Source organism: Alteromonas sp. KS69 (genome assembly GCF_003989595.1).
GTDB lineage: Bacteria > Pseudomonadota > Gammaproteobacteria > Enterobacterales > Alteromonadaceae > Alteromonas > Alteromonas naphthalenivorans.
Window position 1 is genome coordinate 92,816 of sequence record NZ_PYHU01000038.1, and the last position, 24,348, is coordinate 117,163.

A 24,348-nucleotide genomic window follows, 5' to 3' on the forward strand; every position below is an offset into this window, starting at 1 on the left:
TACCATGCGTATTGTTGATATAGCGGTTAAACGCCCGGTTGCCGTGTCTATGTTTACTTTTGCTGTGCTGTTGTTTGGTATGGTCTCATTAGGTCGATTATCGGTAAATTTACTGCCCGACCTCTCCTACCCCACGTTAACCATTAGAACCGATTACACAGGTGCTGCTCCAGGCGAAGTGGAACAACTTGTTTCTAAACCTATTGAAGAAGCTATTGGCGTAGTAAAAGGAGTAAGGAAAGTAACCTCTACTTCTCGTGCTGGCCAATCAGATGTGGTGATGGCGTTTAGATGGGGTACCGATATGGATTTCGCGAGCTTAGAAGTACGCGAAAAACTTGATGTGCTTCAACTGCCTCTCGACATTGAAAAGCCTCGCCTGTTGCGCTTTAACCCGAGTTTAGATCCGGTGATCAAACTGGGGCTTACAGAAAACGTGGCCACCGGCCAACTGTCTACCGCCCAAATGAAAAGGCTACGGTTATACGGCGAGCAACAAGTGAAACGGGCTCTCGAATCTGTTGAGGGTGTGGCTGCTGTGCGTGTTGGCGGTGGCCTTGAAAACGAAGTACACATTCTTATCGACCAACGTAAAGCCAGTCAGTTATCTATCCCTATTACCCGTATTATTGACCGTATTAAAGCCGAAAATGTCAACGCCGCAGGTGGTCGTATTGAAGGCGATGCCCAAGCGTTCCTGGTGCGTACCCTGAATCAATTTGAAAACCTGACCGAAATTGAAAACCTTTTTATTGGCCGTTTCGAAGGTAGAAACATTCAATTAAAAGATGTGGCGACGGTAGAAAGTGCTTATAAAGATCGTAGTGTGGTAACCCGCTTTAATGGCAGTGAAGGGGTTGAAATTGCGATTTACAAAGAAGGTGATGCAAATGCAGTTGATGTAGCAAAGCAAATAGCCTCTCGTCTTAGTGAAGTTGAGAATGACATTCCTTCGAATTACACACTGACGCAAATATACGATCAGAGTGTGTTTATAAAGCAAGCCATCGATAATGTTAAGTCAGCGGCAATCATGGGCGGGTTACTTGCCATGTTGGTGCTGTACCTATTTCTTAAAGACTTCTGGACTACAGTCATCATTTCTGTGTCTATTCCTGTGTCGGTTATTGCCACCTTTAACCTGATGTATGCCAACGATATAAGCTTAAACATGATGAGTTTAGGGGGAATTGCACTGGCCGTAGGTTTGCTTGTCGATAACAGTATTGTGGTGTTAGAAAACATCGACCGCCACAAAAAGCGTAGGCAAGCTATGTTAGCAAACAATGCTGATGGTCATATCAGCCAAAGTACTCCTGTTTTGGCTGACGATCCGGCTGCATCAGGCACTAAGGAAGTATCAGGTGCCATTGTCGCTTCTACACTAACCACAATGGCCGTATTTGTGCCGCTTATTTTTGTAGAAGGTATAGCGGGCCAGCTATTTAAAGATCAAGCCCTTACTGTCAGTTTTGCACTCGCCGCTTCGTTAGTGGTAGCGCTCACTCTTATTCCCGCCATGGCGCGAAGAAAGCAAAAAACACAGCTTGCCCATGAAGATACTTTTTCATCCCCGGCAAAAGCGCGCCCCACTAGCTTGCTAGGGAAAATTGGCTATGCCGTAAAATGGCCTTTTGCAACGATACTTCGCTTTGTGTTCGTGTATTTGCCTGCCGCGTTAATTACCTTAGTGATTGGTGCATGGCATATTCTTGCAAAGGGCTTGTCGCTATTGTTTACGCCCTTAGTGTGGATATTTAATAAGGGCTTTAATGGCCTAGAGAAAATATATCACAGCGCCCTAATTGCTAGCTTGAAGGCCAGAACACTTGTGGTCATGATAGCCTTAGTTTCAGCCGGCGGTGCGCTGCTTCTTGTCCCTAAACTGGGTATGGAGCTGATTCCCACTATGTCGCAAGGTGAATTCTCGGTAGATATTACCCTACCAGCGGGTACCCCCTTAAGCACAACAGATGCAACGTTATCGAACTTATCGACAATCGCATCGGCAGATGCGAACGTAGCAAGAACATACGCTATGTCGGGTACGGGAAGTTTAATTAGTGCCGCGCCTAGTCAAGGTGGCGATCACTGGGGAAGACTCAACATCGTAATGGCTCCTAATGCCAGTTCCAGTTCGAGCGAAGGCAAAAATGCGAGTAGCAATATGGACAAGGTAAAGGCCGCTCTGCGCGATGCGCTTAACCGTTACCCCAATGTTCAAGCTACTTTTACTGAGCCAGAACTTTTTACTTTTGCCTCGCCTATTCAAGTTGAAGTCAGTGGTTATGATTTACGCCAACTTCAAACCTATAGCGATAAAATTGCCCACGAATTAAGTACACATAACAATTTCACCGATATCGCTACCAGTATTCGTGAAGGTAACCCAGAACTAAAAATTGAGTTTCATCATGCCAAGCTATCTCGTTTAGGCCTTGATGCTGCCACGGTATCGTCTTTAATTGCCGCTAAAATTGGTGGCCGCGTTGCAACACAATACAGCCTTGAAGATAGAAAAGTGGATGTATTGGTTAGAACCAAAGACAGTCAGCGCGACAACATCAATGATGTACGGGCCATTGTCGTAAACCCTGATTCATCACAACCTATTCCCCTTGGCGCCGTAGCCGATGTTTACATGAGTGTTGGGCCCAGTGAAATTACGCGTATTGGGCAACAACGGGTGGCATTAATTTCTGCCAATTTAGCAAAAGGGAAGCTAGATGAGGCCGTTGCATTGGTCAATATGGTGCTTAACGATACGCAGTTACCTTTGTCTATGGATGCCACAGTGACTGGGCAAAGTGAAGATATGCAAGATAGCTTCAGGTCGCTGCAATTTGCCTTAGCGCTGGCTATTTTTATGGTGTATTTGGTGATGGCGTCACAATTTGAATCACTTCTACATCCACTGCTTATACTGTTCGCTGTTCCCCTTGCTGGCGCGGGTTCTGTGTACGGACTATGGCTTACCAATACACCATTGAACGTAGTGGTATTCATTGGGCTTATTATGCTGTGCGGCATCGTGGTTAACAACGCTATTGTGCTTGTTGATCGCATTAACCAGTTACGTGCTAACGGCATGGAAAAAAACGCGGCCATCATCGATGCAGGAAAAACCCGTTTACGCCCCATTGTGATGACAACCCTGACAACGATTTTAGGCTTGATGCCCATGGCCTTTGGTTTAGGTGAAGGCGCTGAAATACGCACACCTATGGCCATTACGGTAATTTTCGGGTTGCTATTTTCTAGCTTACTAACCCTAATACTGCTACCCGTGCTTTACAGCCTTTTCGATAAAAAAGCATCAACCGTGGTAGAAAAAAACCAAGGTTCAGAGGTTTCGGGAGGCACCTATGAAAACGCCTAACGATAAGCATAACAATGGCGCTACGCAACCTAATAAGCCCACTGAAAATACTATCCATGGTATTGGCGCTGCACTAGCTCGATTTGCGTTAAATCGCCCAGTGACTATAGGCATGGTGTTTATCTCCATGTTGTTGTTTGGCGCAGTGTCTGGAAAGTTGTTGCCATTAGAAAAATTCCCTGGCATTGATATTCCTGAAATGGTGGTCGAGGTGCCCTACCCCGATGCCACGCCGGTTGAAATTGAAACCATGATCACCCGCCCGGTGGAAGAAGCCATCGCCACCATGTCGGGTATTAAACGATTGCGAGCAAGGTCATATGAAAATAAAGCGGAAGTTATCGTTGAGTTTGATTGGGATGAAAACCTTAAGGCAAAGGGCGTAGAAGCCAGAGAAAAGATTGACGCTATTCGCCACCTGCTTCCTGCAGATGTAGAACGTGTCATGGTGTACAAATTTAACACCAATGATATGCCTATTTTTCAACTTCGCGTATCGAGCGATCGTGATCTATCCCTTGCGTATGACTTATTAGAGCGCAACTTAAAGCGCCCTATTGAGCGTGTTGCAGGTGTGTCTAAGGTAGAACTATATGGCACTCTCAAAAGGCAAATTACTATTCGGTTAGACCCGAAATTACTGACCGCCTATCAAGTGGATGTCACTGCCTTGGGTCAAAAGCTTCAAAACGCCAACTTTTCGTTAACCGCAGGCTACATGTATGACAATGGCGAAAAAATACTGGTTAATCCTGTTGGTGAATTCACCGACATGGCCGATTTCGAAAACATGTGGGTTTCACCCAATGTGCGTTTGTCAGACATTGCCACTATCAGCTTTGAATTGCCCGAGCAAAGCGAAGGCCGCCACCTAGATAGAACCTTTGCAGTAGGCTTCAATATATTCAGAGAGTCTGGCAGCAATTTAGTCGAAGTCTCGTCGGCAGTGATGGAAGTGATAGAGGAAGCCAAGTCTGACCCTGCATTTACGGGTATTAACCTGTTTGTTATGGATGATGTGGCAAAAAGCGTAACCTCGTCGCTGTCTGATTTGTTAAGTGCCGGACTGTTAGGCGCATTACTTTCTATCGTTGTGCTGTATTTATTTTTGCGCCAACTGACGACTACATTAATTGTGGTGCTTTCTGTTCCCTTCTCTATTTGCATCACCTTAGGGGTAATGTACTTATTGGGCTACACCCTAAATATTTTGTCCTTAATGGGGTTAATGTTAGCGGTAGGTATGTTGGTTGATAATGCGGTGGTTATTACCGAAAGTATCTTTCAAGAACGTCAACAAGATAACAATATCAGCCGCGCCACCCAGCGAGGAGTTAACAATGTTAGCTTAGCCGTTATTGCAGGAACCGCCACTACGGCCATTGTATTTTTGCCCAATATTGTAGGGGTAAAAATTGACGTCACCATATTTTTAGAGCACGTCGCCATCGCCATTTGTATCTCGCTTTTCGCCTCGTTATTTATTGCCAAAACCTTGATCCCTTTGCTTACTACAAAAATAGCAATTCCTGAAGCGAAAGAAGACAGCACACCTGGCTATATCACGGGATATGGTCGAATTCTGTCATGGGTAATGGCAAACCAAGGAAAAACATCACTTATAGCATTAAGTATTTTGCTTTCTACTGCTATTCCTATGCAGGTCGTCACCTCTGATGATGAAGGTAATGATAACCAAGAACGAATTTGGCTCAATTATCATGTTACTCAGAACTACACGCTTGATGAAGTAGAAAAAACGGTGGATAAAATGGAGGCGTTTTTATATGAAAACCAAGAACGTTTTCATATCAAGCAAGTTTATACCTACTTTACACCTGGTCATGCGGTGAGCGGTATAACGTTAAATGACGAGCTTCCAGTTAGTGTTGGGGCTATTAAAGAAGATATTCGGGAAAACATGCCTGCCTTCGTTAGAGCTCGCCCATCATTTCAATGGGACAGTGGCAATGGCGGCGGTGTGCGTATTACCTTGTTGGGCGAATCTTCAGATACCTTGCTAGAAATATCAGAACGCCTTATTCCTATACTCGCTAATATTGATGGGCTCACCGATGTAAAAGCCGATACTGGCTCTAAACGCGACGAACTTCAGATTCGAATTGATAGAGAAAAAGCGAACCGATTGGGCATTCAAGTGAGTGACGTAGCCCAGCTTGTGGCTACGGCATTAAGAGGCGCGAATTTACGCACATTTCGATATGGTGATGCAGGTGAAGTGAATGTTCAACTTCGCTATGGCAGCGATGTTCAAAAATCGTTGGATGCACTTAAGCATATCAACATTGGGTTTAATCAAGACAGGGCAATCACCCTTGCTATGGTGGCTGACTTCTCGATTGTGCAGCAACTTTCGCAAATTAATCGAAGCTACCGACAAACGGCGTTAGATATCGGCGCAAATTTGGAAGATGATGCCACTATAGAAGAAGCCAAAGAGCGTATTCAACAGGCACTAGCCCATATCGAACTGCCCACGGGTTACCAGTGGACACTAGATGGCAGCTTTTCACGCCAGGATGAGGCTAATGGGGTGATGCAAATGAATATGCTGCTCGCCTTGTGCATGATTTATGTGGTGATGGCGGCGCTGTTTGAATCACTCGTGCTGCCTACCTCGGTGATTACGTCGTTACTTTTTTCATTTACCGGCGTCTTTTGGGCCTTTATGGTAACGGGTACATCCATGTCGATAATGGGCATGATTGGCATGCTGATTCTCATGGGTATAGTGGTCAACAACGGGATTGTATTAGTCGATAGAATTAATCAACTGGTTAATGAGGGAATAACCCTATATGACGCCGTTGTGCTGGGCGCACAATCTCGCATTAGACCTATTCTAATGACAGTGGCAACAACCGTACTCGGTCTAGTACCGCTAGCAATGGGCGCAACAAGAATAGGTGGCGACGGACCGCCTTACTCACCAATGGCCATTGCCATTATTGGTGGGCTAGTGTTCTCCACCATGACCAGTTTATTTTTGGTACCACTTGCTTATGTGTTGCTACTCAAGCTGCGTTTTAATACTCAGCGAATGATAGTCAACGGACAAGCTAGAATAGCTAAACTTATTAAAGTGTGAATAGTGTAGTTACGATGACTAAGCCGTAAATAGTGTTAAGCATTACTTACGTAGCGGGTGTTTCTGCTGATAAAACATAACAGCGCAGTCACCCGCTAATTTAGTAAACGCACAATTAACTACGTGACGTTAGGTATTCGTGAACTGAGTTGGCATCACGCTCAACAGAGAACTTGATTAAGTTAACACCATTACATGTTAAACCGTCTTCTGCAGTTACCATACGTAAAACTTCACGTTGGCTTGCACCAATACGGCCTACGTTACGGGCAAGGCTTGAACGCAATACTTTAATATCATCAAGTACTACCGCTTTACAGAAACCAGAAAATTGTGTTTCGCCTACAAAGCGTACGTCTTTTACTGGGGCAGCGTTAGCATTAACAGCAAAAGCTAGTGCAGCAGTAGCCGCTAAAGTTTTAAGTAATTTCATCATTAGATCCTCAAAGGTTTTGGCAAACTCGTAAAAGCAGTACAAGGAAGGTATTCCCTGAGTGCCCTTTATTTATGACCTAAAATGGAAACTAATGCTGTTTAAAGATTGTATAAGGCGAGTAAACTAACGGTAAATCAGAATGTTACAAAGTCTTTAACGAACTATAGGTTTGATTTATAAAGGATTATCAATACCAATTATATTTCTTTGTTATAAATAGGCGGGTTTTACTATCAAAACGGTCTAATACTTTTGTATATTTCTGTTAATAAAAAGCACAGCAGTATGAAATTTTCACAAAAAAAAGCGGGCTGACTCAAGAAAAAACCGTCCACCCGCTTATTTTTGTTGTAATAAAACTACATTTTACTCGTATTTTCTCAACCGCTTGGTAGAAATCGCATCTATATAAGCATGCCACGAGGCATAACCGATAAGAGGCATTAATACGATAAAGCCAATAAACTGTGTTACGAACCCTATTACTACCGCAGTGAATATTATTGCGCCCCAGATAAGCATGGTTATTTTGTTAACCCAAACCGCGTTGACACTGGTGAGCAGCGCAGTGGCTAAATCCACTTTACGTTCCATCAAAATAGGTTGAGTGAACGCTGTAATGAACAACATCAACATGGTAAATCCAGCCCCTACTATTGAGCCAAGTACCAAGAATGGCATTAGGCTTTGAAGGGTAGTTTCTATATTAGATGGATACAATGCATGAATGAGGGATGCGACTCTCAGCCAAAATATCATCATTACCATGAGCAAAATACCAAACCCCCACTCGTTGACTGCGTTTCTTCGCATAGAGCGCAATGAATGTAAAAAGCTTGGTTTGTGGCCTTTCTCTAATTCCCAGCTTATATCGTATAAGCCTGCTGCTAAAAATGGACCAACCAACATAAAACAAACGATGGCGGGCATTATTACTAAGTGCCAACCAGTCATTTCTACTAAGTACATTATGAACCAAGGGATCACCGCGAACATAACGCCATAAACCGCAGTCAAAACAGGCGTACGCATTGCATCCCGTAAGCCTAGTGAAAGCCATTTTATAGGATCGCCTATATCGAGTTCCTTACAAGGAATTACCCTTGCAATACCGCTTTGTGTTATCGCATTTTCTGGGGTTTCTTTAAAATGGTGCGACATAATGAGAATTACCTCTGCTATTCCACGTAAAAGGTGTTGGCGCGCCCATACTAATGCGCCGTACTTATACGATAGGCCGATTCACACTATTTTACAATTAATTAACACTATTTTATCCTTTATGATAAGTATCTTTTTCTAATTAGCTGTTTAATCGCAGGTTTACTTCATGAAGAATATTTAAAATATGCATTTAAAAATTAAAATTTCGCTATTTAGGGGCTATTTTATGAGGTAAAGCTCACAGAGGCGTCCATTTTTTAATCAAATCGAAATATATTTCACGTTTTGCGTTAATTTAGGCTTCGCAAGGGTATGTGGTTTACGTTAACCTCAAGGTCTGTAAATTAATCAGATAGACCATGAAAACTGTATCTCGCTCACATAAATTAGATAACGTTTGTTATGACATTCGAGGACCCATTGCGGCGCAAGCTCGAAAAATGGAAGATGAAGGCCACCGTATTTTAAAATTAAATATAGGTAACCCTGCCCCATTTGGTTTTGAAGCCCCCGACGATATTCTTAAAGACGTTATTCATAACCTGCCCACTTCTCAAGGATATTCAGATTCAACGGGAATTTACGCGGCACGTGTAGCAGTAATGCAGTATTACCAACAGCGTAACATTCAGCATATTCGTGTAGACGATGTTTACATTGGTAACGGCGTTAGCGAATTAATAATGATGGCCATGCAGGCGCTACTTAATCATGGTGACGAAGTACTGATCCCAAGCCCAGATTATCCATTGTGGACAGCGGCAGTAAGCTTATCTTCTGGCTCTCCAGTACATTATAGATGTGATGAACAAGCGGGTTGGTTCCCTGACTTAGACGACATAAAAAGCAAAATTACCAGCAAAACACGGGCTATTGTACTAATTAACCCGAACAACCCTACTGGCGCAGTGTACGACAAAGCCTTGTTGCAAGACGTCGTCGATTTAGCAAGAGAACATGGATTGGTTGTTTTCAGTGATGAAATCTACGATAAAATTTTATACGACGATGCCGAGCACACCTGTATTGCCTCTCTTGCTGACGATGTATTTTTCGTAACGTTCGGCGGATTGTCGAAAAACTATCGTGTTGCAGGGTTTCGCTCTGGTTGGTTAGTGGTAAGTGGCAACAAACGTTTAGCAAGAGATTACATTGAAGGCTTAAATATTCTGTCGTCTATGCGGATGTGTGCAAACGTTCCCTGCCAAAGTGCAATTCAGACTGCGTTAGGGGGCTATCAGAGCATAAACGATTTAGTGAAAGACACGGGTCGCCTTCGCATTCAGCGGGATGTGGCGGTAGACATGCTAAACAGTATTGACGGTATACACTGCGTTAAGCCTAAAGGTGCTATGTATTGCTTCGCTCGCGTTGATGAGAAAAAATTCAACATAAACAATGATGAGCAGATGATTTTAGATTTGCTGCGCGCTGAAAAGATTCTATTAGTACACGGTAAAGCATTTAATCTGACTGACGGCGTTTATTTCCGTTTAGTGTTTTTACCCCACAGTGATGTGCTAGTTCCGGCGCTTCACCGTATAGGTAACTTCTTTCAACACTATCAACAAGGCGCTTAGCCGTTCGCGGGACGCTTACCAATAGCGGCCCTGCTCTTTTGCTTCCCTTTCGACTAGGAACCATTTAATGAAAGAAAAAAGCACATTTTTGGCGTGGATCACTAGGATGCCACTGTTAGAACGATGGGCATTGATGCACTGTTTTCAACAGGAGAATGTATCAGAGCATTGTCACCAAGTGGCTGTAATAGCGCACCTACTGACTGTTATAAAAAACAAACGCTTTAACGGAAATCTCAACCCTGAAAGAGCGGCAATCCTGGCCCTATATCACGAAGTATCGGAAACTAAACTCCAAGATATCAATACCAACACAAAGTATCATAACCCCGAGTTTACTAAGGCATTCAAGACACTTGAAAATATTGCTGAGAAAGAGTGCTTAGCGACGCTACCTGAAGATCTTCGAGATGAAATGGAGTCGTTGATTGTGCAATCTAAGGTCGACCCTGAGTACAAGGCTATCGTAAAAGCTGCTGACCTACTTCAGGCTTATGTTAAAACAAAAAATGAGCTTCGTTTCAATAACGATGAATTTTGTCATGTAGAAGAGCACCTTACAGCCAAATTACAAGCACTAGAATCTAGCATGCCAGAAGTGAAATGCTTCATGGATATATTCCTAGATAGTTGCACCACTACGTTAGACAAATTGTCAGAAACTTAGACGCCCGATTTCCTTAGCCCTTTATCCCCTAAACCTCTTAGCACGTTAGGCATACTTACTATTACAGTATGCCATCTAAAATATGGCCTTATCCCAAAGGCCATAACGATTATGTATATTCCCCTTTGGTAAACTTAACCCAATGAGTAAAGCACCAGAAAAGATACTAGATGCAATAGCCATAGCGCCTACACTATAAATAAACGGGGTAACAAACAACGCACCTCCCAACGGAATAAGCACATATCTAAACGCTCTCCCTGTTTCTGCCAACGCTGTGACAACCACCGTTATTACCAATGCACCAATAAGATGGTCTGCGTTGGCCATGCCTCCCTCTGCCCCCAAGGTCATTCGAGTAAACATTAGCCATATACCAATAGGTACGCATAAAACCAAACCTATTGGAAATGTCACACCGCCACCTACCAAGTCTTTTATTATGGTGCCTACGGGGCGCTCGAACTCAGAACGTTCAATCTTTTCGGCTGTACCTTCATCGGTATCACCGGTAAACAATATTCGTAGAAGAGGACGACCTTGCTTTTTGCGACGATACAAAAACGCTGATGTTGCCACTAATTCATCTAATGAATAAGGGATTTGAATTAGCATGGCCGCCGCTGCAATCAAACAGAGCGTACACCATGTACCTAATAAGATTGGTTGAATGATAATGAAGAGTATAGAAATAGCGCCTAAGGGAACTATCATGATCCCAAAGAGCATAACTAACCACGGCATAGTCCGCCAACGGCGGGTAGAGCCCATTATTCCTGTGAGAATTTCAAGTGCGTAAGTCATTGCCCCAAGACCTGCGTCTGGAACCGGCCATGCTTCTGAAAATGAGGATGTGATAATTTCCTCGGTACCATTTTGCGGGTCTGAAGCAACCCCAGTAAAGAATGGGTCCCAAACTGCATCAATGTGACCGAGTTGGTACGCACATAAATACCGCGATATAAGGAACCCAACAAAGGCTAAGGCTATAACTGGCATCCGCTGTAACCATCCTGATGGATTAAAATCCCAACCCGGCGGTACATTTGGACCCGTTTCCGCTGCCACGTTAGCCACTCCTGGTGTAGGTCTAGTGCATACAGCGAAACCAATTATCAACATACCGACCAAAGTGTCATTCAAATACCCTGCGGCACTTGGTGCCCAAAATATCAAAGGAGCACACAACAGCCAAAACCCGACTAAGCCAGCGCCCCATCGTGCCCACCCCATCCTCCATGACAGCGACATGCATGAGAAAAACATTAACGCAAATGCGCTTATATAATTGCTGACACTCATGGCTTGCGATACATAGCCCAAGATGGATGGCGCACTCAGCAACCAAAACGCGAGTCCTATATTAAGAAAATGTGCCCATAAAAAGTTTTGATGTTGGTCACGGTAACGTTTCTCATTCTGCTCTCGTACTGTGTGAGAATTTTTATCTTTTTCGCTACTTGTTTGTATCCAGTCAGGGCGAGTAATACCGTTCTTTTTATACCAAGCGGAGGGATCGGCTTTCAAATGACTCGTTAAACTCTGTAATTTATCGAAGATTTTATGTTTAGGCTGCCAATTTAATTGCGTTTTCGCACGGGAAATATCGAGATGATAATGTTGCGATGCAAGATCAATCATAAAAGGCTTAATGAACGGCTTTTCCCCATGATCGATTGCATCCGGGACAACTGGCTCAGTTTTCACCTGCATCCAAGCACCTGCTTTCGCGAACATGTCTGGCACATTGACAGTATTCCACTGTGTCTCACCGAATAATAAGTTACCAATTCTGTTTTGTAATGCCTGGTAGCTCATGACTTCTTCTTCGCCCGCCAAAACAACATGCGCTTTTGGCAGTGACTCTCGTCTTTCAATGACTTTTTCAAACACGTTTATCATGTCTTCTTGATGTATAAACGACTGACCAGCCATAAGGTCGCCAGCATACACATGGCTTTTCATATCCCGTTCATACACTCTCGCAATTTGATGAGACAAGGTAGGCACCGCGGTTTCATCATCGTATAACCCAGCTAGACGTAATATTGTGTAGGGTATTTTATTGTCATTTTTTATGATTACGTTTTCGGTACGGGCTTTCGATTTGGGATATTCCCATGCGGGCTCAACAGCTGTATCTTCATCGACTTTTTGACCTGGCACCCCCGCTTTGTGTACCAACATGGTGGAGGAATAAACAAAGCGTTTAACTTCAAAGTTGGCGAGACCATTTAAAAGGCGCTTAGTCCCTTCAACATTTACCTCTTCATATAACGGGTTAGGCTTACCTGTAAAATCAAAATACGCTGCCAAATGCACCACTGCCGCAATTTGTTTTCCGTGATATTCGCGAATTTTATGCAAGGCCAACTCGATTGATTCATCTGAGGTTAAATCGCATATGTAGCTCTCATCTGCGCTCTCACATTCATCGCGGTCCAATCCAATTGTGGTGTAGTTAGTACTTAGTTGCTGACAAAGGTGAGTGCCTATATTTCCAGAGGACCCCGTTATTAAAACGAGTGGCTTACCAGTATCTTGAGAATCGGTTTCATTATTCATAGAGAGGTCCGTTGAGTGATCCATTTAGATGCCCTTTGAGCAATTCACAATTCACGTAACATGACAAGATAAAAATATCTTTTCGTGCAGTTAGTTTGCCACTTGTCCAGCACCTGTTTGGCGATACCGCCGTTCATCGCTGTGCATCAATAATTCAGGACTCATCGGACCTATTCTGGCTCATTCAGATTGTATGATTATTGCCGCCCTGTTCGCGTGTATGCGCAATATTTTCGCCCTCCGGTAATTTTTTACATGCATTAGTCAAAGAGGCATTGTGACTTATGCATAAAATCTTTTTAAACGTTTGATACGGCTCGGATATCGGGTTCAAACCTTAAATAACCATTCCGCCGTCGCCATTTTGCTGCATTAAATTATGTAGATGCTGGTTGACCAGAATAAATAAGCTGGGATGTTCTGGCTAGGATCATGCAACGTGCAAAAAGTGCAAGAAGCTGTTTAGGCGAACACACTTTATTTCAAGATTTGAAATCAAGCCTTACAAGTGGTGATAACCGTGCTGAGGTGTTATCAGCGCGCTATAAGTCTTCGATTAAGATGGGATTCGAGGCGAAAAGCAAAGATTTGGCTACGTGTAATTATTACAAACCGCCTAAGTAATATTTACTCCGCTTCTTTTGTAAATGCTTCAAATAATAAGTACCTAGGTGTTCTGAAGTCGGGATAGAACAATCAAATGGAGATAGGTTATAAAAGATGCACTTTTGGTCCGAAGTTAGTCGTAAAGCCATCTATGTAGGCATGTTGTTGCTATCAAATATACCTTTGCTGTATGCGCAAAGCCAATCTGCTATTGAACCTGCCAGTGCCCAAGCACGAGGGATCAGCTACATCTGGTGGAGTATGTTTTGGGTTGCGGTAGCGGTTTTTATTGCCGTTATGCTTATATTAGCTTGGGGCCTGTGGCGTGGAAAAGCTGACAAACCTACTCATCTTAGTTACCTCGCCAGCCGTAATTTGGTCATCGTAGCTGGCGTAGCGGTACCTTTGATAACCGTTATATGCTTAGTGGGCGGTAGCTTATTTTTAGGCCGTACATTATCGGAAAAACCACCAGCGGACGCACTCGAAATACGTATCACCGGATGGATGTGGTGGTGGCAAATTGAATACCTTGATGAAAACTCAAACACTATCGCGACCACTGCGAACGAATTGCATGTCCCCGTCAACAAGCCCATTCAACTTTACCTAGAAAGTGGTGATGTTATCCATAGTTTCTGGGTGCCCCAATTACACGGCAAAACCGACCTTATTCCTGGGCGCACAAACTCAAGTTGGTTTGAGGTTGATGTTTCAGGCACCTTCCGCGGGCAATGTGCTGAATTCTGTGGATTACAACATGCTCTTATGGGGTTTTTGGTGGTCTCTGAGCCTCAAGCTGAATTTGATGCCTGGTTGGCAAATCAGCAAACCCCATCAAGTGCACCATCTACTAGTGAAACTACAGCGGGTCAACGGGTCTTCTTTGAAGCAGGTTGCCAGCATTGTCATACTATTAAAGGCACAGACGCAACGGGCACTGCAGGCCCCGATTTAACCCATCTAGCGTCTCGACAATCAATCGCTTCAGTTACTAGGCAAAACAGTAGAGCACATTTGGGTGGATGGGTCGCTGATCCTAATGGAATCAAGCCTGGCGCAAAAATGCCTATGTCTCAATTGGAGCCTGAGGAACTATCCAACCTACTGGATTACTTACAGAGCCTGAATTAATCACACTGAACGACAGCAAAGAGTGCGTTAAACCGCGGTTAAAAACACTTGATAAAAAGGGATTGAGCTTGAAAAATCAACCACAAACTGAACAAGCTATTTTCGATGACCAAGACGGTTCTGAACCTATTTTAGATAAAACGTGGCTGTCACCTCCTGGTTTCTTTGGCTGGTTCACCCATGTAAACCAACGTCAAATTGGCTTTCGCTTTGTTGTCACATCTCTCATTTTCTTCGCCTTAGGCGGGCTTCTCGCGCTAATGATGCGATTACAGTTGGTACAGCCAGAAAACACCTTAATGGGGGCTGAGTTTTACCATCAAATAATGACAATGCATGGCACCACCATGATGTTCTTCTTTGCGGTGCCGGCCATGGAAGGGCTGGGTATCTACTTAGTGCCCTTAATGCTTGGTACTAGAGACATGTCGTTTCCCCGGCTTAATGCATTTGGTTATTACGTTTATTTGATCGCTGGTATCACATTGTATTTGGCGCTCTTTCTGGGAATGGCACCCAATACGGGCTGGTTTAGTTACGTCCCTTTAGCGGGCATTGAGTATTCCCCAGGGCGAGGGGTGAGTTTCTGGACGACCATGATCACCTTTATCGAGATATCAGCGCTTACAGCGGCAGTTGAGTTAATTGTTACCATTTTAAAACAACGAGCGCCGGGAATGACGTTAAATCGAATGCCAATTTTCGTTTGGTCCATACTGGTTATGTCGTTCATGATTGTATTCGCTATGCCCACCGTAATGGTAGGTAGCGTATTACTGGCACTAGACCGCACATTTTCTACTCAGTTTTTTGTGGCTACGGGTGGCGGCGACCCACTGTTATGGCAACACTTATTCTGGTTTTTTGGCCACCCCGAAGTTTACATTATTGTAGTACCGGCGCTCGGTATTGTATCCACTGTCATTTCAACATTCTGTCAGCGAGAAGTGTTTGGTTATACCGCGGTTGTGCTATCGATGGTTACCATAGGTTTCGTGTCTTTTGGATTGTGGGTACACCACATGTTTACCACAGGTTTACCTCACTTAGGGCTAAGCTTTTTCACCGCAGCAAGCGCTATGATAGCGATCCCCAGCGGGGTGCAGATTTTCTGTTGGATTGCCACGCTATGGGGTTCAAAAATTCAATTTAAAACGCCCATGCTATTTATTATGGGCTTTTTTGCTGTGTTTGTTATTGGCGGTTTAACTGGGGTAATGGCCGCCTCAATTCCATTTGATATGCAAGCTCACGATAGCTATTTCGTAGTTGCTCACCTCCACTATGTTCTTATCGGTGGAGCAGTATTGCCGTTTTTTGCAGGTTTATATTACTGGTACCCTAAAATGACAGGTTCGATGCTAAATGAGCGCTTAGGACGCTGGAGTTTTTGGCTTATATTTATAGGGTTAAATCTAACCTTTTTTCCAATGCATCAACTAGGGCTTGATGGCATGCCTAGGCGGGTTTATACCTACTTACACAACATGGGCTGGGGAGAAGTTAACTTTTTCGTAACCTGTGCCGCGTTTTTAATGGCGTTCGGTTTTTTACTCACCTTTATCAATACGCTTATCAGCCCCTATCAATCTCGCGCTGCTAGCAGTAACCCCTGGAATGCAGATACCCTTGAATGGTGGGCTCAATCGCCCCCGCAAAATTACAATTTCAGGCATCTTCCTGTTATTAGCAGTCGCACACCACTTTGGCAAAAAGTGCCTTTGCAAAAAGTAACCGGGATCCGTGCTGATCGCCGCGAAATAATCATCACAACTTTGCTAGACGCAAAACCCCAGGGGGTGTGTATTATGCCCTCACCTACTTACTGGCCATTTGTTCTGGCATTAACCGTTGGGTTTGGTTTTCTAGGGTTTATGTTTAAGCCTATTTTATTTGTGGTTGGTTTCTTTCTAAGCTTTTTCGCTATTGTGGGGTGGTTGTGGCCTACAAGACCTTGGCTAGAAGAAAAAGAGCCTAAAGACGGTCATCCTGTCAGAGGTTTACAGTCATGAGCGAACAAATGAATAGCATGAGCGAACAAATGAATAGCATGAGCGAACAAATGAATAGTGAGCGCCCAGATAATAACTCAGATGTGGACGTATCCAACTTTTCACGGCATTTAAATGGTCATAATGCACCTATCTGGTGGGGAATTATCGGCCTAATATTAATTGAGCTTAGCGTGGTCTCAGCGTTTACCGTTACCTATCTGTATTTATATATGCAGCACCCTCAGTGGCCCCCTAATGATATTCCTGCGCCACCTTTGCTTATTCCGACCTGGTCGATGATTTTAATGTTGCTAAGTTGCGTAACTATGTATCTAGCGGGTAAAGCTGTTGAAAAAAATCAGGCTAAGCACTTTGTTGTATATACCTTCGCGTCGGTGGTCATGGCTTGTTCGGTGTTGTGGATACGGTGGTTGCAATTTGGCAACTTTGAAATGCGCTGGGATCAACACGTCTATGGATCTTTGCTGTGGACCATTTCGGGTTTTCACTTTATTCATATTGTTTCTGCTGCCATCGGCACCGCTGCCATCGGCCTTTTTGGTATGGCCGGCTTTTATACCAGACAACGCCAGATTGGCGTAGTAGTCGATACTATGTATTGGAACTTTGTCGCCTTTGCATGGCTTCCTTTTTACTTAGTACTGTATTTCTTTCCTAGGTTATAAATAATGACTAAACCCGTTTCACTTAACCGAGTTGGTTCCGGATACCTTTGGCGTTTTTGGTTCATTGCCATCGCAGCGTGGGCACTGCAACTGTTTATCTGTTACGCCCTTGTAGAATGGCACTGTGCCAGACCCAGCACTTTTTCTGAGCAAACATTACAGCGGATTGTAGGTATTGTTACCGCTGTATGCTTTGTCGCGGCACTCGTAAACCTGCGTTACGCGTTTCGCTATTATCGACAACTCAAGAAACAAAAAAGCAGCCAGTCGCGGGAAATATTCATGTCCTCGGGTGCCTGCATAATGAGCGGGTTTTTAGCCGCAGTGATTTTGATGCAAGGTTGGCCAACCTTACTTCTAGCCGCCTGTAGCAGTGCGGGAGGATAACAAAGCATGCTAATTCGCACATTAAGTTTATTGGTAGCCCTATTGCCCTTTAGCAGTTTTGCGCATGTGGTTAATGTACCTCTATCATCACAATATAGCTTTCTATCCATAGATCCGGTTTCAGCACTATTGTTGCTGATTATCGCTATCTGCTATTTTCGAGGCAGTCGAAAAATCAGTAAGCGAGTAGAATCGAAGCAAAAGCAATATCGCCGACAAATGCGTTGGTTTTGGTCAGGTTGGTTAACCCTGGTGATCGCTTTAATTTCGCCGATTGATTCTATCGGGGAGAAACTATTTTCAGTACACATGGTGCAGCACGAGATGTTGATGATGATAGCCGCACCTTTGCTAGTGTTATCTCGACCAGAACAAACCATTTTGCTTGGTGGGCGAGGTTTTCTAACCCCTATCGTGCACAGCTTTACCGGTCGTTCACCGCGTATGCTACGGTTTTACCGTCAATTAGCTACCCCCCTCTGGGGCTGGCTAATACACTTTTTCGGCCTTTGGCTATGGCATTTACCTTTTCTGTTAAATGCCAGTTTAACCAGTTCTTGGGTGCATAGCTTACAGCATGCCACATTTTTACTCATCGCTTGGTTATTCTGGTATTCAATTTTCCGTCTCGATAAATCTAATTCGATGTCAGCAGTTATCTCGTTATTCACCACCGGTATTCATGCGAGTCTGTTAGGCGCCTTGCTGACATTCTCACCTAGCATCTGGTACAGCCCTTACGCGCACACTACACAGCAATGGGGGCTTAGTCCTATTGAAGACCAACAGTTAGGAGGACTCATTATGTGGATGCCTGCAGGAATTGTTTTCATCCTAGCGGCCCTAGTGACCTTGGCGCGGTTATTGCGTTCTACGAATGATAGTGATGGTCGCATTGGTAGCACCGCCGATATTGACGAGAAAGAAGCGGTCGAAACCCATCAAAGCAGTAAATAAGGGAGTAGTGAATTGCAAAAGTTAAACGTGTCCACTTGTGTTTTGACCACTTTTTCGAGTTTACGTCTCGCGTTTTCTAGCTCCTTAAGTGCTGCGATAGTTATTACATTCGGTATTTGGGCTTTCCCCATCAGTGCGCAGTCCATCGATGCGCAGCTAGAGCAAGGCAAAACTCTTATGATCACCAAAGGCTGTAGCAGCTGCCACCAATTAACTAAATTGCCTGCCGCCAAGGGATTAGTAGGGCCGCCGTTAGACAAAATGGCCTCGCAAAGTTATATAGCTGGTGTACTACCAAATTCCCGCGAGAATTTGACGAAATTTCTGCTCGATCCCAAAAAGTTTCACAGTGATACTGCCATGCCTACGCCCGATATTTCTGAACAAGAAGCTCGTCACATCACGGATTATTTGTTCAAAGAGTGATTTTTAACCATGACTAAAACGATTAATATTAAGCTCAACAAGCGATTTTATTCATTAGCAGGCGTTGTACTGGCGCTCATAGCTGCTGTGATATTTAGTTTGGTTTATTTTGGCGTGTACAACGTTTCCGCGCTGACCGGACACACGACACCGGTTTATAAGTTTCTAGAACATGCACGTATTCAAGCGGTAGATGCCCGGGTAGACGAGCAAGTTCCAGATTTAACCCTGTTTGACTGGCAAAGGTCTGGCTTGAAAAACTACCAGCGACATTGTATTGCATGCCATGGCGCACCCGGTGTTGCACCCGAGCCGTTTTCGCTTGGCATGATGCCACCACCAAGTGCTATTGTACGCGTGGCTGGCCAGCGTTCACCCGCTGAATTATATTGGGTGATAGAAAATGGCATAAAAATGTCGGGTATGCCAGCTTGGAAATATCGTTTAACCCAAGAGGAATTATGGGAATTGGTCGCCCTGGTTAAGGTGTTGCCCACATTGTCAAAAGCTGAATATGCCCAATTGGCAGACCATAACTTCGCTATTGAGGGTGTCGAGAGTGTACTTGCCAACCAGCAAGACGAAACGGCTATTATGCAGTCTAGCTTAGCAGAGCCTCGTGCTACACAAGCACTTTCTGGGCAAGTTGCAATGCAACAATACAACTGCTCTAGTTGCCATGTTATCGATGGTATTGCATCTGCAAGCTATCATGTTGGTCCCCCCTTAAATAATATGGTAAATAGACGATTTATTGCCGGTACCTTGCCAACCACGCGAGAAAATCTGATCCAGTGGATTATGGACCCACCACATTTTAAGCCTCAGAGCCTAATGCCCAACCTAAGGGTTAAGCGGAACCACGCTGAAGCCATGGTTGATTACTTGTATGAAATCGCTGATGAAAAATAGTCGCTTTATATACTACTCAAACTATGCGCTAGACATACATAGTATTAGTGAATAGTATCAAGGTATCTATTTGAATTTTTATGCTATTTAGTGCCTGACATTCAGGTTATTAACCTTTGTGCACGATAAAATTCTTTTACGTTATTCGGGCGGTTTTCCCTACCCAACACTTTCGTTAAGTGACACCGTGTCTGAAGAATCCAATACAGGTTGATACTTGTCTAACAATACCAATCTAGCTAGCATAAATGTTGAATGTTAAGGAATGCATGCAGTGACAGTACAAAGATGGGAACAGGAATTACACGCTCGCCGCTTGCCGCGAAGTGTTTCACGAGACGGCGACCATCGTAACCCTTACCAGCGGGATAAAGCGCGTGTACTGCACAGTGCCGCGTTTAGACGCTTACAAGCCAAAACCCAAGTATTGGGGGTTGGACTAAGTGACTTTTATCGCACTCGCCTTACCCATTCTTTAGAAGCCGCGCAAATAGGTACCGGTATTACTGCGCAGTTATGCGGTAAGTTTCCAGATATTGCCAGTAAATTGGCCCTTGATGCTACGCTTATTGAAACCCTATGCTTAGCCCATGATATTGGCCATCCGCCTTTCGGAAGAGAACACCAATTTTGTATCTTTTAATACAGGAAGGAAGCTTGAAGCCTTATAAAACATATCATTAAGCTAAAAGCTATACATACAATTTACCACATACAAATTTCAAAAGTCAAGTTTAACTAGATAGATCATCCAAACTAGCCAAGCAGTTTTGTTCAAATAGATCCATGAACACACCTACTTCTGGCATTTCTTCTTTATATGCGTCAACTTTATCAGATAAGCGTTTTTTAACAGATACGAATTCCGGGTTATGGAATTTAAGTTCATCGCACGCTTTGAAATAAGCAGTAAGAACATCTGCCGCTTTTACCAGTTTCTTATATTCTTTATCTACCTGTTTCTGAATAACCAGCTCTTTAAACAGAGGTTTTAATTTTTCGGGAAGGGTGTTTAGGCACTCAATCTCAGCCAAATCTTCAATTTTCTTGAATTCCTCGGTTAATGCTGGAGAGCTGTATTTTGTAACGTGGTTGATATCTTGAAGTTTAGTTTCAGAAACTTCATGGTATAAAGCGATTGTAGCCGCCTTCTCAGGACTTATTTGACCACCGCAGTACACATTTTTTATAGTTGCTAAGAGATGAGCGATAACAGCAACTTGATGGCTATGTTCTGCAACATTTTCTTCTTTCATTAAGTGCATAGGAGACCAGCGCTTAATGAGGTTCATACGAAGTATCCATGCTAAAAACGAACTATTTTTCACTACAAAACCTCTCAAATAAAATTAAAATTCTCACCATTTCAATATTTAAAAAAACATTATGCTCCCCCACTTGAAGGTTCAAGTGGAATCAATCTATAAAAATGTGTACTTAGCCTTCTTCTGAAATTTGATTAAGCGTTCGGTTGATTGTTGAACGACTAACTTTGTACTTTTTTGCTAAGTTAGAAATGGATTCTAGATATAGTTTTCATTATATCGTTAGCTTGTTTTTTTATATAATACTGGTAACCTACCTAGGCTTACCTTGAGCTTTTGCTTCTTCGCGGCCTTCAGCATTTCTGCTTCTGATAAGATCACGTTCTAGTTGAGCGAATATTCCACATAGGTTAATTATCGCTACTGAAAAAGGGTTATCACTGCTTACATTAAGTGAGACATCTATGGTTTTTAGATTTGCACCTTTACGATGGATATGCTCTATTGCTTCCAGAATAGACTTTAAAGAGCGACCTAATTGGTCAAGACGAGTTACAATAACCTCGTCACCATCTCTTATATAATCAATAAGCCCTTTCAGCATCTCATCCTAACTGAAGTACTAGAGTGTTTACCCTGAAAGATTCTCTCACAGCCAAATTCATTTAATTTAGTAAGTTGAATATCAAGCTCCTGTTCTTGAGTTGATACTCTGACAAAACCAACTTCCATATATTATCTAGCTTCAGCCAACTCTAAAGATGCGGCTATCTCGTACTCATCATCTGTTTGATTTCCATAGATATCTCCGCGATGAATATCATAGAACGTTGCAAAGTCAGGAATATCCGAAACTATATTCCTTCCCCATTTAGATTTATAAATAATGTTGTTAGTACTTAAATGCTTAATTAATTCGTGTGCCTCTGAACTTAATGACACTCGTTCAAGTACCTTATAAGTTTCTTGTCCATATTCGCAAATGTGAGTGGTATTACCTTCTTCCACTATTACTCTAAATGGATCTCTTAAAATTTCTTTTAACTCTTCGAATGATAGCTTTCTAATTTCTTTAATTTCACTCATATACATGTCCGATTATTATAACTTTCTGACACCATACCAAACAGGTATCCGAAAAAACAACAACTTTCTGACACTTACAATTATTTGAATTTTACTGATTCTTGACATGACAATTAGATAACTACGCATTCTATTGATGTAGTATTTATGAATGTATGGTTTAACTATGGTAGTCATATCTGCTCTTACAGGTTCGAAGAATTCGTTCTCATCTTATCTGACAAGCAACTATGAGCGAAAATCGGACGATCTCTCTAGCTCGTTTTTGGACAGAAATGAGTTAGAGCCGACCAGTGGCTCTGTGCCAAAAGCGGACTTGGTACAAAAACAAAGGCACCTCATGTATCAAAAGGTGCCTTCTTATTTTGTTAAAAGTTGTTTTTATTTTTAACCGCTATAACTTGACCATTTTTTGCAATTTGGAAGTAAAGCTTATCTTCGTTGCTAGCATTAGATGCACTAACTACGTAGAAATTGTCTTCAACGCTAGCAATCGAAAGTTGCGACTTATCAATATTTTTCCATGACTCATCTAACTTACCAACTTCAAAACCAGCGTCTTTAAATGTCATCTTTTGAATATGTGTTGCAGCGATGCTAACAGCTTTCTGACCGCTGATGACACCATGATCTCCATGTGCCTGTACATTACTAGTTAGCAAGGCACCACAAAGCGCAACGATTGATATTAGTTTGTTCATTTTAGTCTCCATTTTGTATGAAATTCGTAAAGTTAAATTCGTTATTGTTTAAGGCCAATAACTTCGTATTGCCCTTTGACCATTAGCTGTATTGAAACTGGCTTGTCTGATTTGTTTTTCCAGTACCAGCCATGAGAGCCTTCAAATGGCGTGGTATAACTACCTTTCATTTCATTAGTAGTAGCAATAACATAGCTTTCAAAATATCCCGTTGTGTCACCTTCTGGCTCACCATGTAAATCGAAGTACAATGGAACACCATCGGTTAACCATTCATAAGTCATTTTTTCATGCTGCTTCATATAAAATTTATATTCGATGCCGCGTCCCGCAGGGACTGTCACTTCTATTGTTTGAAACTCATCCGTGCCTTTAGTTGTCTCTAATGACGTTGTTTCCACTTCAGCCGCTTGTGCAAGTGCTGTTAAACCTAACTTGTTTCCAATACCTGTCGGATCGATGTTGTACTCTGCTGGTAAGATAAAGGTAACCAGTGCAATAGCCGCGACAACGACTGCTGAAATACTCGCTTTAACGAGTGTTTTGGTACTAACTGTATGTTGCATAAAATTCTCTTTTATTTCTGTATTTCTATAAGTTAAAAATCGATTAAATGGTAAAGTAACCAGCAAGTTGTAAGCCCATCAACATCACACCAGCACTCATTAGTGCGGTATTTGTGACTGTCGAAAAGCGTTGAAATGAAGGCAGTTTTCGCCATGCATTTATCATGATCAAAATAAGTGCGAGCGCAGCAAATTGACCAAGTTCAACACCTAAGTTAAAGGCAATCAGGTTGGTAATAAGACCTTCATCAGCTAGGCTAAACTCTTGTAATTTGGTAGCTAAACCAAAGCCATGAAACAGACCGAAAATCAGCACCGCCCATTGGGTATTAGGCTGCCAATTAAAGCAAAGCTTAAAGCCACCTAGATTATCGAAGCCCTTATAAATTACGGAAAAACCGATAATGGCATCAATTAAATAAGCATTGACCTGTATGTCACTTAACACACCAAATAACAGGGTTGTACTATGCCCAATAGTAAACATGGTGACGTACAACAGTACGTCACGGCTACGATATAAAAAGAAGATAACACCGACTAAAAACAGCAAGTGGTCATAGCCCGTTATCATATGCTTAGCGCCTATATATAAAAACGGGATAAACTGTACTCCATTATTTTGCTCTAAAAATGCTCTGGTTTTATCATCGACTCCGTGAGCAAAAGCTTCGATACTGACAAGCGCTAACAGCGCAATCGTCAGATAAGTCAGTACTTTAATCATG

At 42.9% G+C, this 24,348-nt stretch carries 21 protein-coding genes and 1 pseudogene; 12 read left to right on the plus strand and 10 right to left on the minus strand.

Annotated elements, in window-relative coordinates; genetic code table 11:
- Positions 1 to 4 precede the first annotated feature (4 nt).
- Together C7Y69_RS17440 and C7Y69_RS17445 are read left to right on the plus strand one after the other, a co-directional pair.
- Positions 5 to 3,379, plus strand: coding sequence for an efflux RND transporter permease subunit (locus C7Y69_RS17440; protein ID WP_126873574.1), 3,375 nt, complete (start codon positions 5 to 7; stop codon positions 3,377 to 3,379).
- Positions 3,366 to 6,488: an efflux RND transporter permease subunit gene (locus C7Y69_RS17445; protein WP_260563630.1), complete on the plus strand. Its 3,123-nt coding sequence runs from the start codon at positions 3,366 to 3,368 to the stop codon at positions 6,486 to 6,488. Before C7Y69_RS17440 ends, C7Y69_RS17445 begins: the two co-directional genes overlap by 14 nt.
- Positions 6,489 to 6,603: 115 nt before the next feature.
- Here C7Y69_RS17445 and C7Y69_RS17450 read toward each other — a convergent pair whose 3' ends face one another.
- Entirely contained in the window at positions 6,604 to 6,921 is a 318-nt protein-coding gene (locus C7Y69_RS17450) for a DUF3718 domain-containing protein (protein ID WP_126873575.1), read from the minus strand.
- A gap of 369 nt (positions 6,922 to 7,290) precedes the next feature.
- Positions 7,291 to 8,085: a DUF2189 domain-containing protein gene (locus tag C7Y69_RS17455; RefSeq protein ID WP_126873576.1), complete on the minus strand. Its 795-nt coding sequence runs from the start codon at positions 8,083 to 8,085 to the stop codon at positions 7,291 to 7,293.
- A gap of 362 nt (positions 8,086 to 8,447) precedes the next feature.
- Between C7Y69_RS17455 and C7Y69_RS17460 the strand changes: the two genes are divergently transcribed.
- Both C7Y69_RS17460 and yfbR (C7Y69_RS17465) read left to right on the plus strand, forming a co-directional pair.
- Positions 8,448 to 9,668, plus strand: a complete 1,221-nt coding sequence (locus tag C7Y69_RS17460) for a pyridoxal phosphate-dependent aminotransferase (RefSeq protein WP_126873577.1) — start codon at positions 8,448 to 8,450, stop codon at positions 9,666 to 9,668.
- A gap of 67 nt (positions 9,669 to 9,735) precedes the next feature.
- Complete coding sequence (gene yfbR / locus C7Y69_RS17465; RefSeq protein WP_126873578.1) at positions 9,736 to 10,335, plus strand: 5'-deoxynucleotidase; 600 nt, start codon at positions 9,736 to 9,738, stop codon at positions 10,333 to 10,335.
- Between the two features lie 75 nt (positions 10,336 to 10,410).
- Here the strand turns inward: yfbR (C7Y69_RS17465) and C7Y69_RS17470 are convergent, their stop codons facing one another.
- On the minus strand, positions 10,411 to 12,900 hold the full coding sequence (locus tag C7Y69_RS17470) for a vitamin K epoxide reductase family protein (RefSeq protein ID WP_126873579.1): 2,490 nt from the start codon (positions 12,898 to 12,900) through the stop codon (positions 10,411 to 10,413).
- Between the two features lie 720 nt (positions 12,901 to 13,620).
- Here C7Y69_RS17470 and coxB point away from each other — a divergent pair.
- The 8 genes and pseudogenes from coxB to C7Y69_RS17510 form a co-directional block, all read left to right on the plus strand.
- Entirely contained in the window at positions 13,621 to 14,640 is a 1,020-nt protein-coding gene (gene coxB / locus C7Y69_RS17475; protein WP_126873580.1) for a cytochrome c oxidase subunit II, read from the plus strand.
- A gap of 68 nt (positions 14,641 to 14,708) precedes the next feature.
- The gene (ctaD, locus tag C7Y69_RS17480) at positions 14,709 to 16,652 is read left to right on the plus strand and encodes a cytochrome c oxidase subunit I (RefSeq protein ID WP_013784318.1); all 1,944 of its coding nucleotides are present in this window, start codon (positions 14,709 to 14,711) and stop codon (positions 16,650 to 16,652) included.
- Positions 16,649 to 17,320 (plus strand): cytochrome c oxidase subunit 3, encoded by a 672-nt coding sequence (locus tag C7Y69_RS17485; protein ID WP_260563631.1) that lies wholly within the window; start codon positions 16,649 to 16,651, stop codon positions 17,318 to 17,320. Before ctaD ends, C7Y69_RS17485 begins: the two co-directional genes overlap by 4 nt.
- Positions 17,321 to 17,323: 3 nt before the next feature.
- On the plus strand, positions 17,324 to 17,707 hold the full coding sequence (locus C7Y69_RS17490) for a hypothetical protein (protein ID WP_126873581.1): 384 nt from the start codon (positions 17,324 to 17,326) through the stop codon (positions 17,705 to 17,707).
- A 6-nt stretch (positions 17,708 to 17,713) separates the two neighbouring features.
- A complete protein-coding gene (locus C7Y69_RS17495) occupies positions 17,714 to 18,664 on the plus strand; it encodes a cytochrome c oxidase assembly protein (RefSeq protein ID WP_013784321.1) in 951 nt (316 codons plus the stop codon).
- Between the two features lie 12 nt (positions 18,665 to 18,676).
- Entirely contained in the window at positions 18,677 to 19,090 is a 414-nt protein-coding gene (locus C7Y69_RS17500) for a c-type cytochrome (RefSeq protein WP_126873582.1), read from the plus strand.
- 9 nt (positions 19,091 to 19,099) lie between these two features.
- Positions 19,100 to 20,002: a c-type cytochrome gene (locus C7Y69_RS17505; RefSeq protein WP_013784323.1), complete on the plus strand. Its 903-nt coding sequence runs from the start codon at positions 19,100 to 19,102 to the stop codon at positions 20,000 to 20,002.
- A gap of 265 nt (positions 20,003 to 20,267) precedes the next feature.
- Positions 20,268 to 20,618: pseudogene (locus tag C7Y69_RS17510) on the plus strand (HD domain-containing protein); the annotation flags it as partial.
- A gap of 118 nt (positions 20,619 to 20,736) precedes the next feature.
- Here the strand turns inward: C7Y69_RS17510 and yfbR (C7Y69_RS17515) are convergent.
- The 7 genes from yfbR (C7Y69_RS17515) to C7Y69_RS17550 all read right to left on the minus strand — a co-directional run bounded on the left by yfbR (C7Y69_RS17515) (position 20,737) and on the right by C7Y69_RS17550 (position 24,347).
- A complete protein-coding gene (yfbR, locus tag C7Y69_RS17515; protein ID WP_126873583.1) occupies positions 20,737 to 21,330 on the minus strand; it encodes a 5'-deoxynucleotidase in 594 nt (197 codons plus the stop codon).
- A gap of 250 nt (positions 21,331 to 21,580) precedes the next feature.
- Positions 21,581 to 21,871, minus strand: a complete 291-nt coding sequence (locus C7Y69_RS17525) for a recombinase family protein (RefSeq protein WP_126873584.1) — start codon at positions 21,869 to 21,871, stop codon at positions 21,581 to 21,583.
- The gene (locus C7Y69_RS22095) at positions 21,865 to 21,999 is read right to left on the minus strand and encodes a recombinase family protein (RefSeq protein WP_126873586.1); all 135 of its coding nucleotides are present in this window, start codon (positions 21,997 to 21,999) and stop codon (positions 21,865 to 21,867) included. The genes C7Y69_RS17525 and C7Y69_RS22095 overlap by 7 nt, the downstream gene beginning before the upstream one ends.
- 3 nt (positions 22,000 to 22,002) lie before the next feature.
- Positions 22,003 to 22,353 carry a hypothetical protein gene (locus tag C7Y69_RS17535; RefSeq protein WP_126873587.1) on the minus strand — a complete coding sequence of 117 codons (351 nt, stop codon included), beginning with the start codon at positions 22,351 to 22,353 and terminating at the stop codon, positions 22,003 to 22,005.
- A gap of 368 nt (positions 22,354 to 22,721) precedes the next feature.
- Positions 22,722 to 23,054, minus strand: coding sequence for a DUF6488 family protein (locus C7Y69_RS17540; protein WP_126873588.1), 333 nt, complete (start codon positions 23,052 to 23,054; stop codon positions 22,722 to 22,724).
- Positions 23,055 to 23,095: 41 nt separating this feature from the next.
- A complete protein-coding gene (locus C7Y69_RS17545) occupies positions 23,096 to 23,620 on the minus strand; it encodes a hypothetical protein (protein WP_126873590.1) in 525 nt (174 codons plus the stop codon).
- Between the two features lie 43 nt (positions 23,621 to 23,663).
- The gene (locus tag C7Y69_RS17550) at positions 23,664 to 24,347 is read right to left on the minus strand and encodes a HupE/UreJ family protein (protein ID WP_409513440.1); all 684 of its coding nucleotides are present in this window, start codon (positions 24,345 to 24,347) and stop codon (positions 23,664 to 23,666) included.
- Between the last annotated feature and the right edge of the window lies 1 nt (position 24,348).

Bases quoted from the DNA above. Each gene is read 5' to 3' on its own strand.
- yfbR (WP_126873578.1), top strand. From the start codon at position 9,736: ATGAAAGAAAAAAGCACATTTTTGGCGTGGATCACTAGGATGCCACTG.
- C7Y69_RS17490 (WP_126873581.1), top strand. From the start codon at position 17,324: ATGACTAAACCCGTTTCACTTAACCGAGTTGGTTCCGGATACCTTTGG.
- C7Y69_RS17455 (WP_126873576.1), bottom strand. From the start codon at position 8,085: ATGTCGCACCATTTTAAAGAAACCCCAGAAAATGCGATAACACAAAGC.
- C7Y69_RS17460 (WP_126873577.1), top strand. From the start codon at position 8,448: ATGAAAACTGTATCTCGCTCACATAAATTAGATAACGTTTGTTATGAC.
- C7Y69_RS22095 (WP_126873586.1), bottom strand. From the start codon at position 21,999: ATGGAAGTTGGTTTTGTCAGAGTATCAACTCAAGAACAGGAGCTTGAT.
- C7Y69_RS17450 (WP_126873575.1), bottom strand. From the start codon at position 6,921: ATGAAATTACTTAAAACTTTAGCGGCTACTGCTGCACTAGCTTTTGCT.
- C7Y69_RS17535 (WP_126873587.1), bottom strand. From the start codon at position 22,353: ATGAGTGAAATTAAAGAAATTAGAAAGCTATCATTCGAAGAGTTAAAA.
- C7Y69_RS17470 (WP_126873579.1), bottom strand. From the start codon at position 12,900: ATGAATAATGAAACCGATTCTCAAGATACTGGTAAGCCACTCGTTTTA.
- C7Y69_RS17540 (WP_126873588.1), bottom strand. From the start codon at position 23,054: ATGAACAAACTAATATCAATCGTTGCGCTTTGTGGTGCCTTGCTAACT.
- C7Y69_RS17440 (WP_126873574.1), top strand. From the start codon at position 5: ATGCGTATTGTTGATATAGCGGTTAAACGCCCGGTTGCCGTGTCTATG.
- C7Y69_RS17545 (WP_126873590.1), bottom strand. From the start codon at position 23,620: ATGCAACATACAGTTAGTACCAAAACACTCGTTAAAGCGAGTATTTCA.
- C7Y69_RS17550 (WP_409513440.1), bottom strand. From the start codon at position 24,347: ATGATTAAAGTACTGACTTATCTGACGATTGCGCTGTTAGCGCTTGTC.
- C7Y69_RS17525 (WP_126873584.1), bottom strand. From the start codon at position 21,871: ATGCTGAAAGGGCTTATTGATTATATAAGAGATGGTGACGAGGTTATT.
- C7Y69_RS17495 (WP_013784321.1), top strand. From the start codon at position 17,714: ATGCTAATTCGCACATTAAGTTTATTGGTAGCCCTATTGCCCTTTAGC.
- coxB (WP_126873580.1), top strand. From the start codon at position 13,621: ATGCACTTTTGGTCCGAAGTTAGTCGTAAAGCCATCTATGTAGGCATG.
- C7Y69_RS17485 (WP_260563631.1), top strand. From the start codon at position 16,649: ATGAGCGAACAAATGAATAGCATGAGCGAACAAATGAATAGCATGAGC.
- C7Y69_RS17505 (WP_013784323.1), top strand. From the start codon at position 19,100: ATGACTAAAACGATTAATATTAAGCTCAACAAGCGATTTTATTCATTA.
- C7Y69_RS17445 (WP_260563630.1), top strand. From the start codon at position 3,366: ATGAAAACGCCTAACGATAAGCATAACAATGGCGCTACGCAACCTAAT.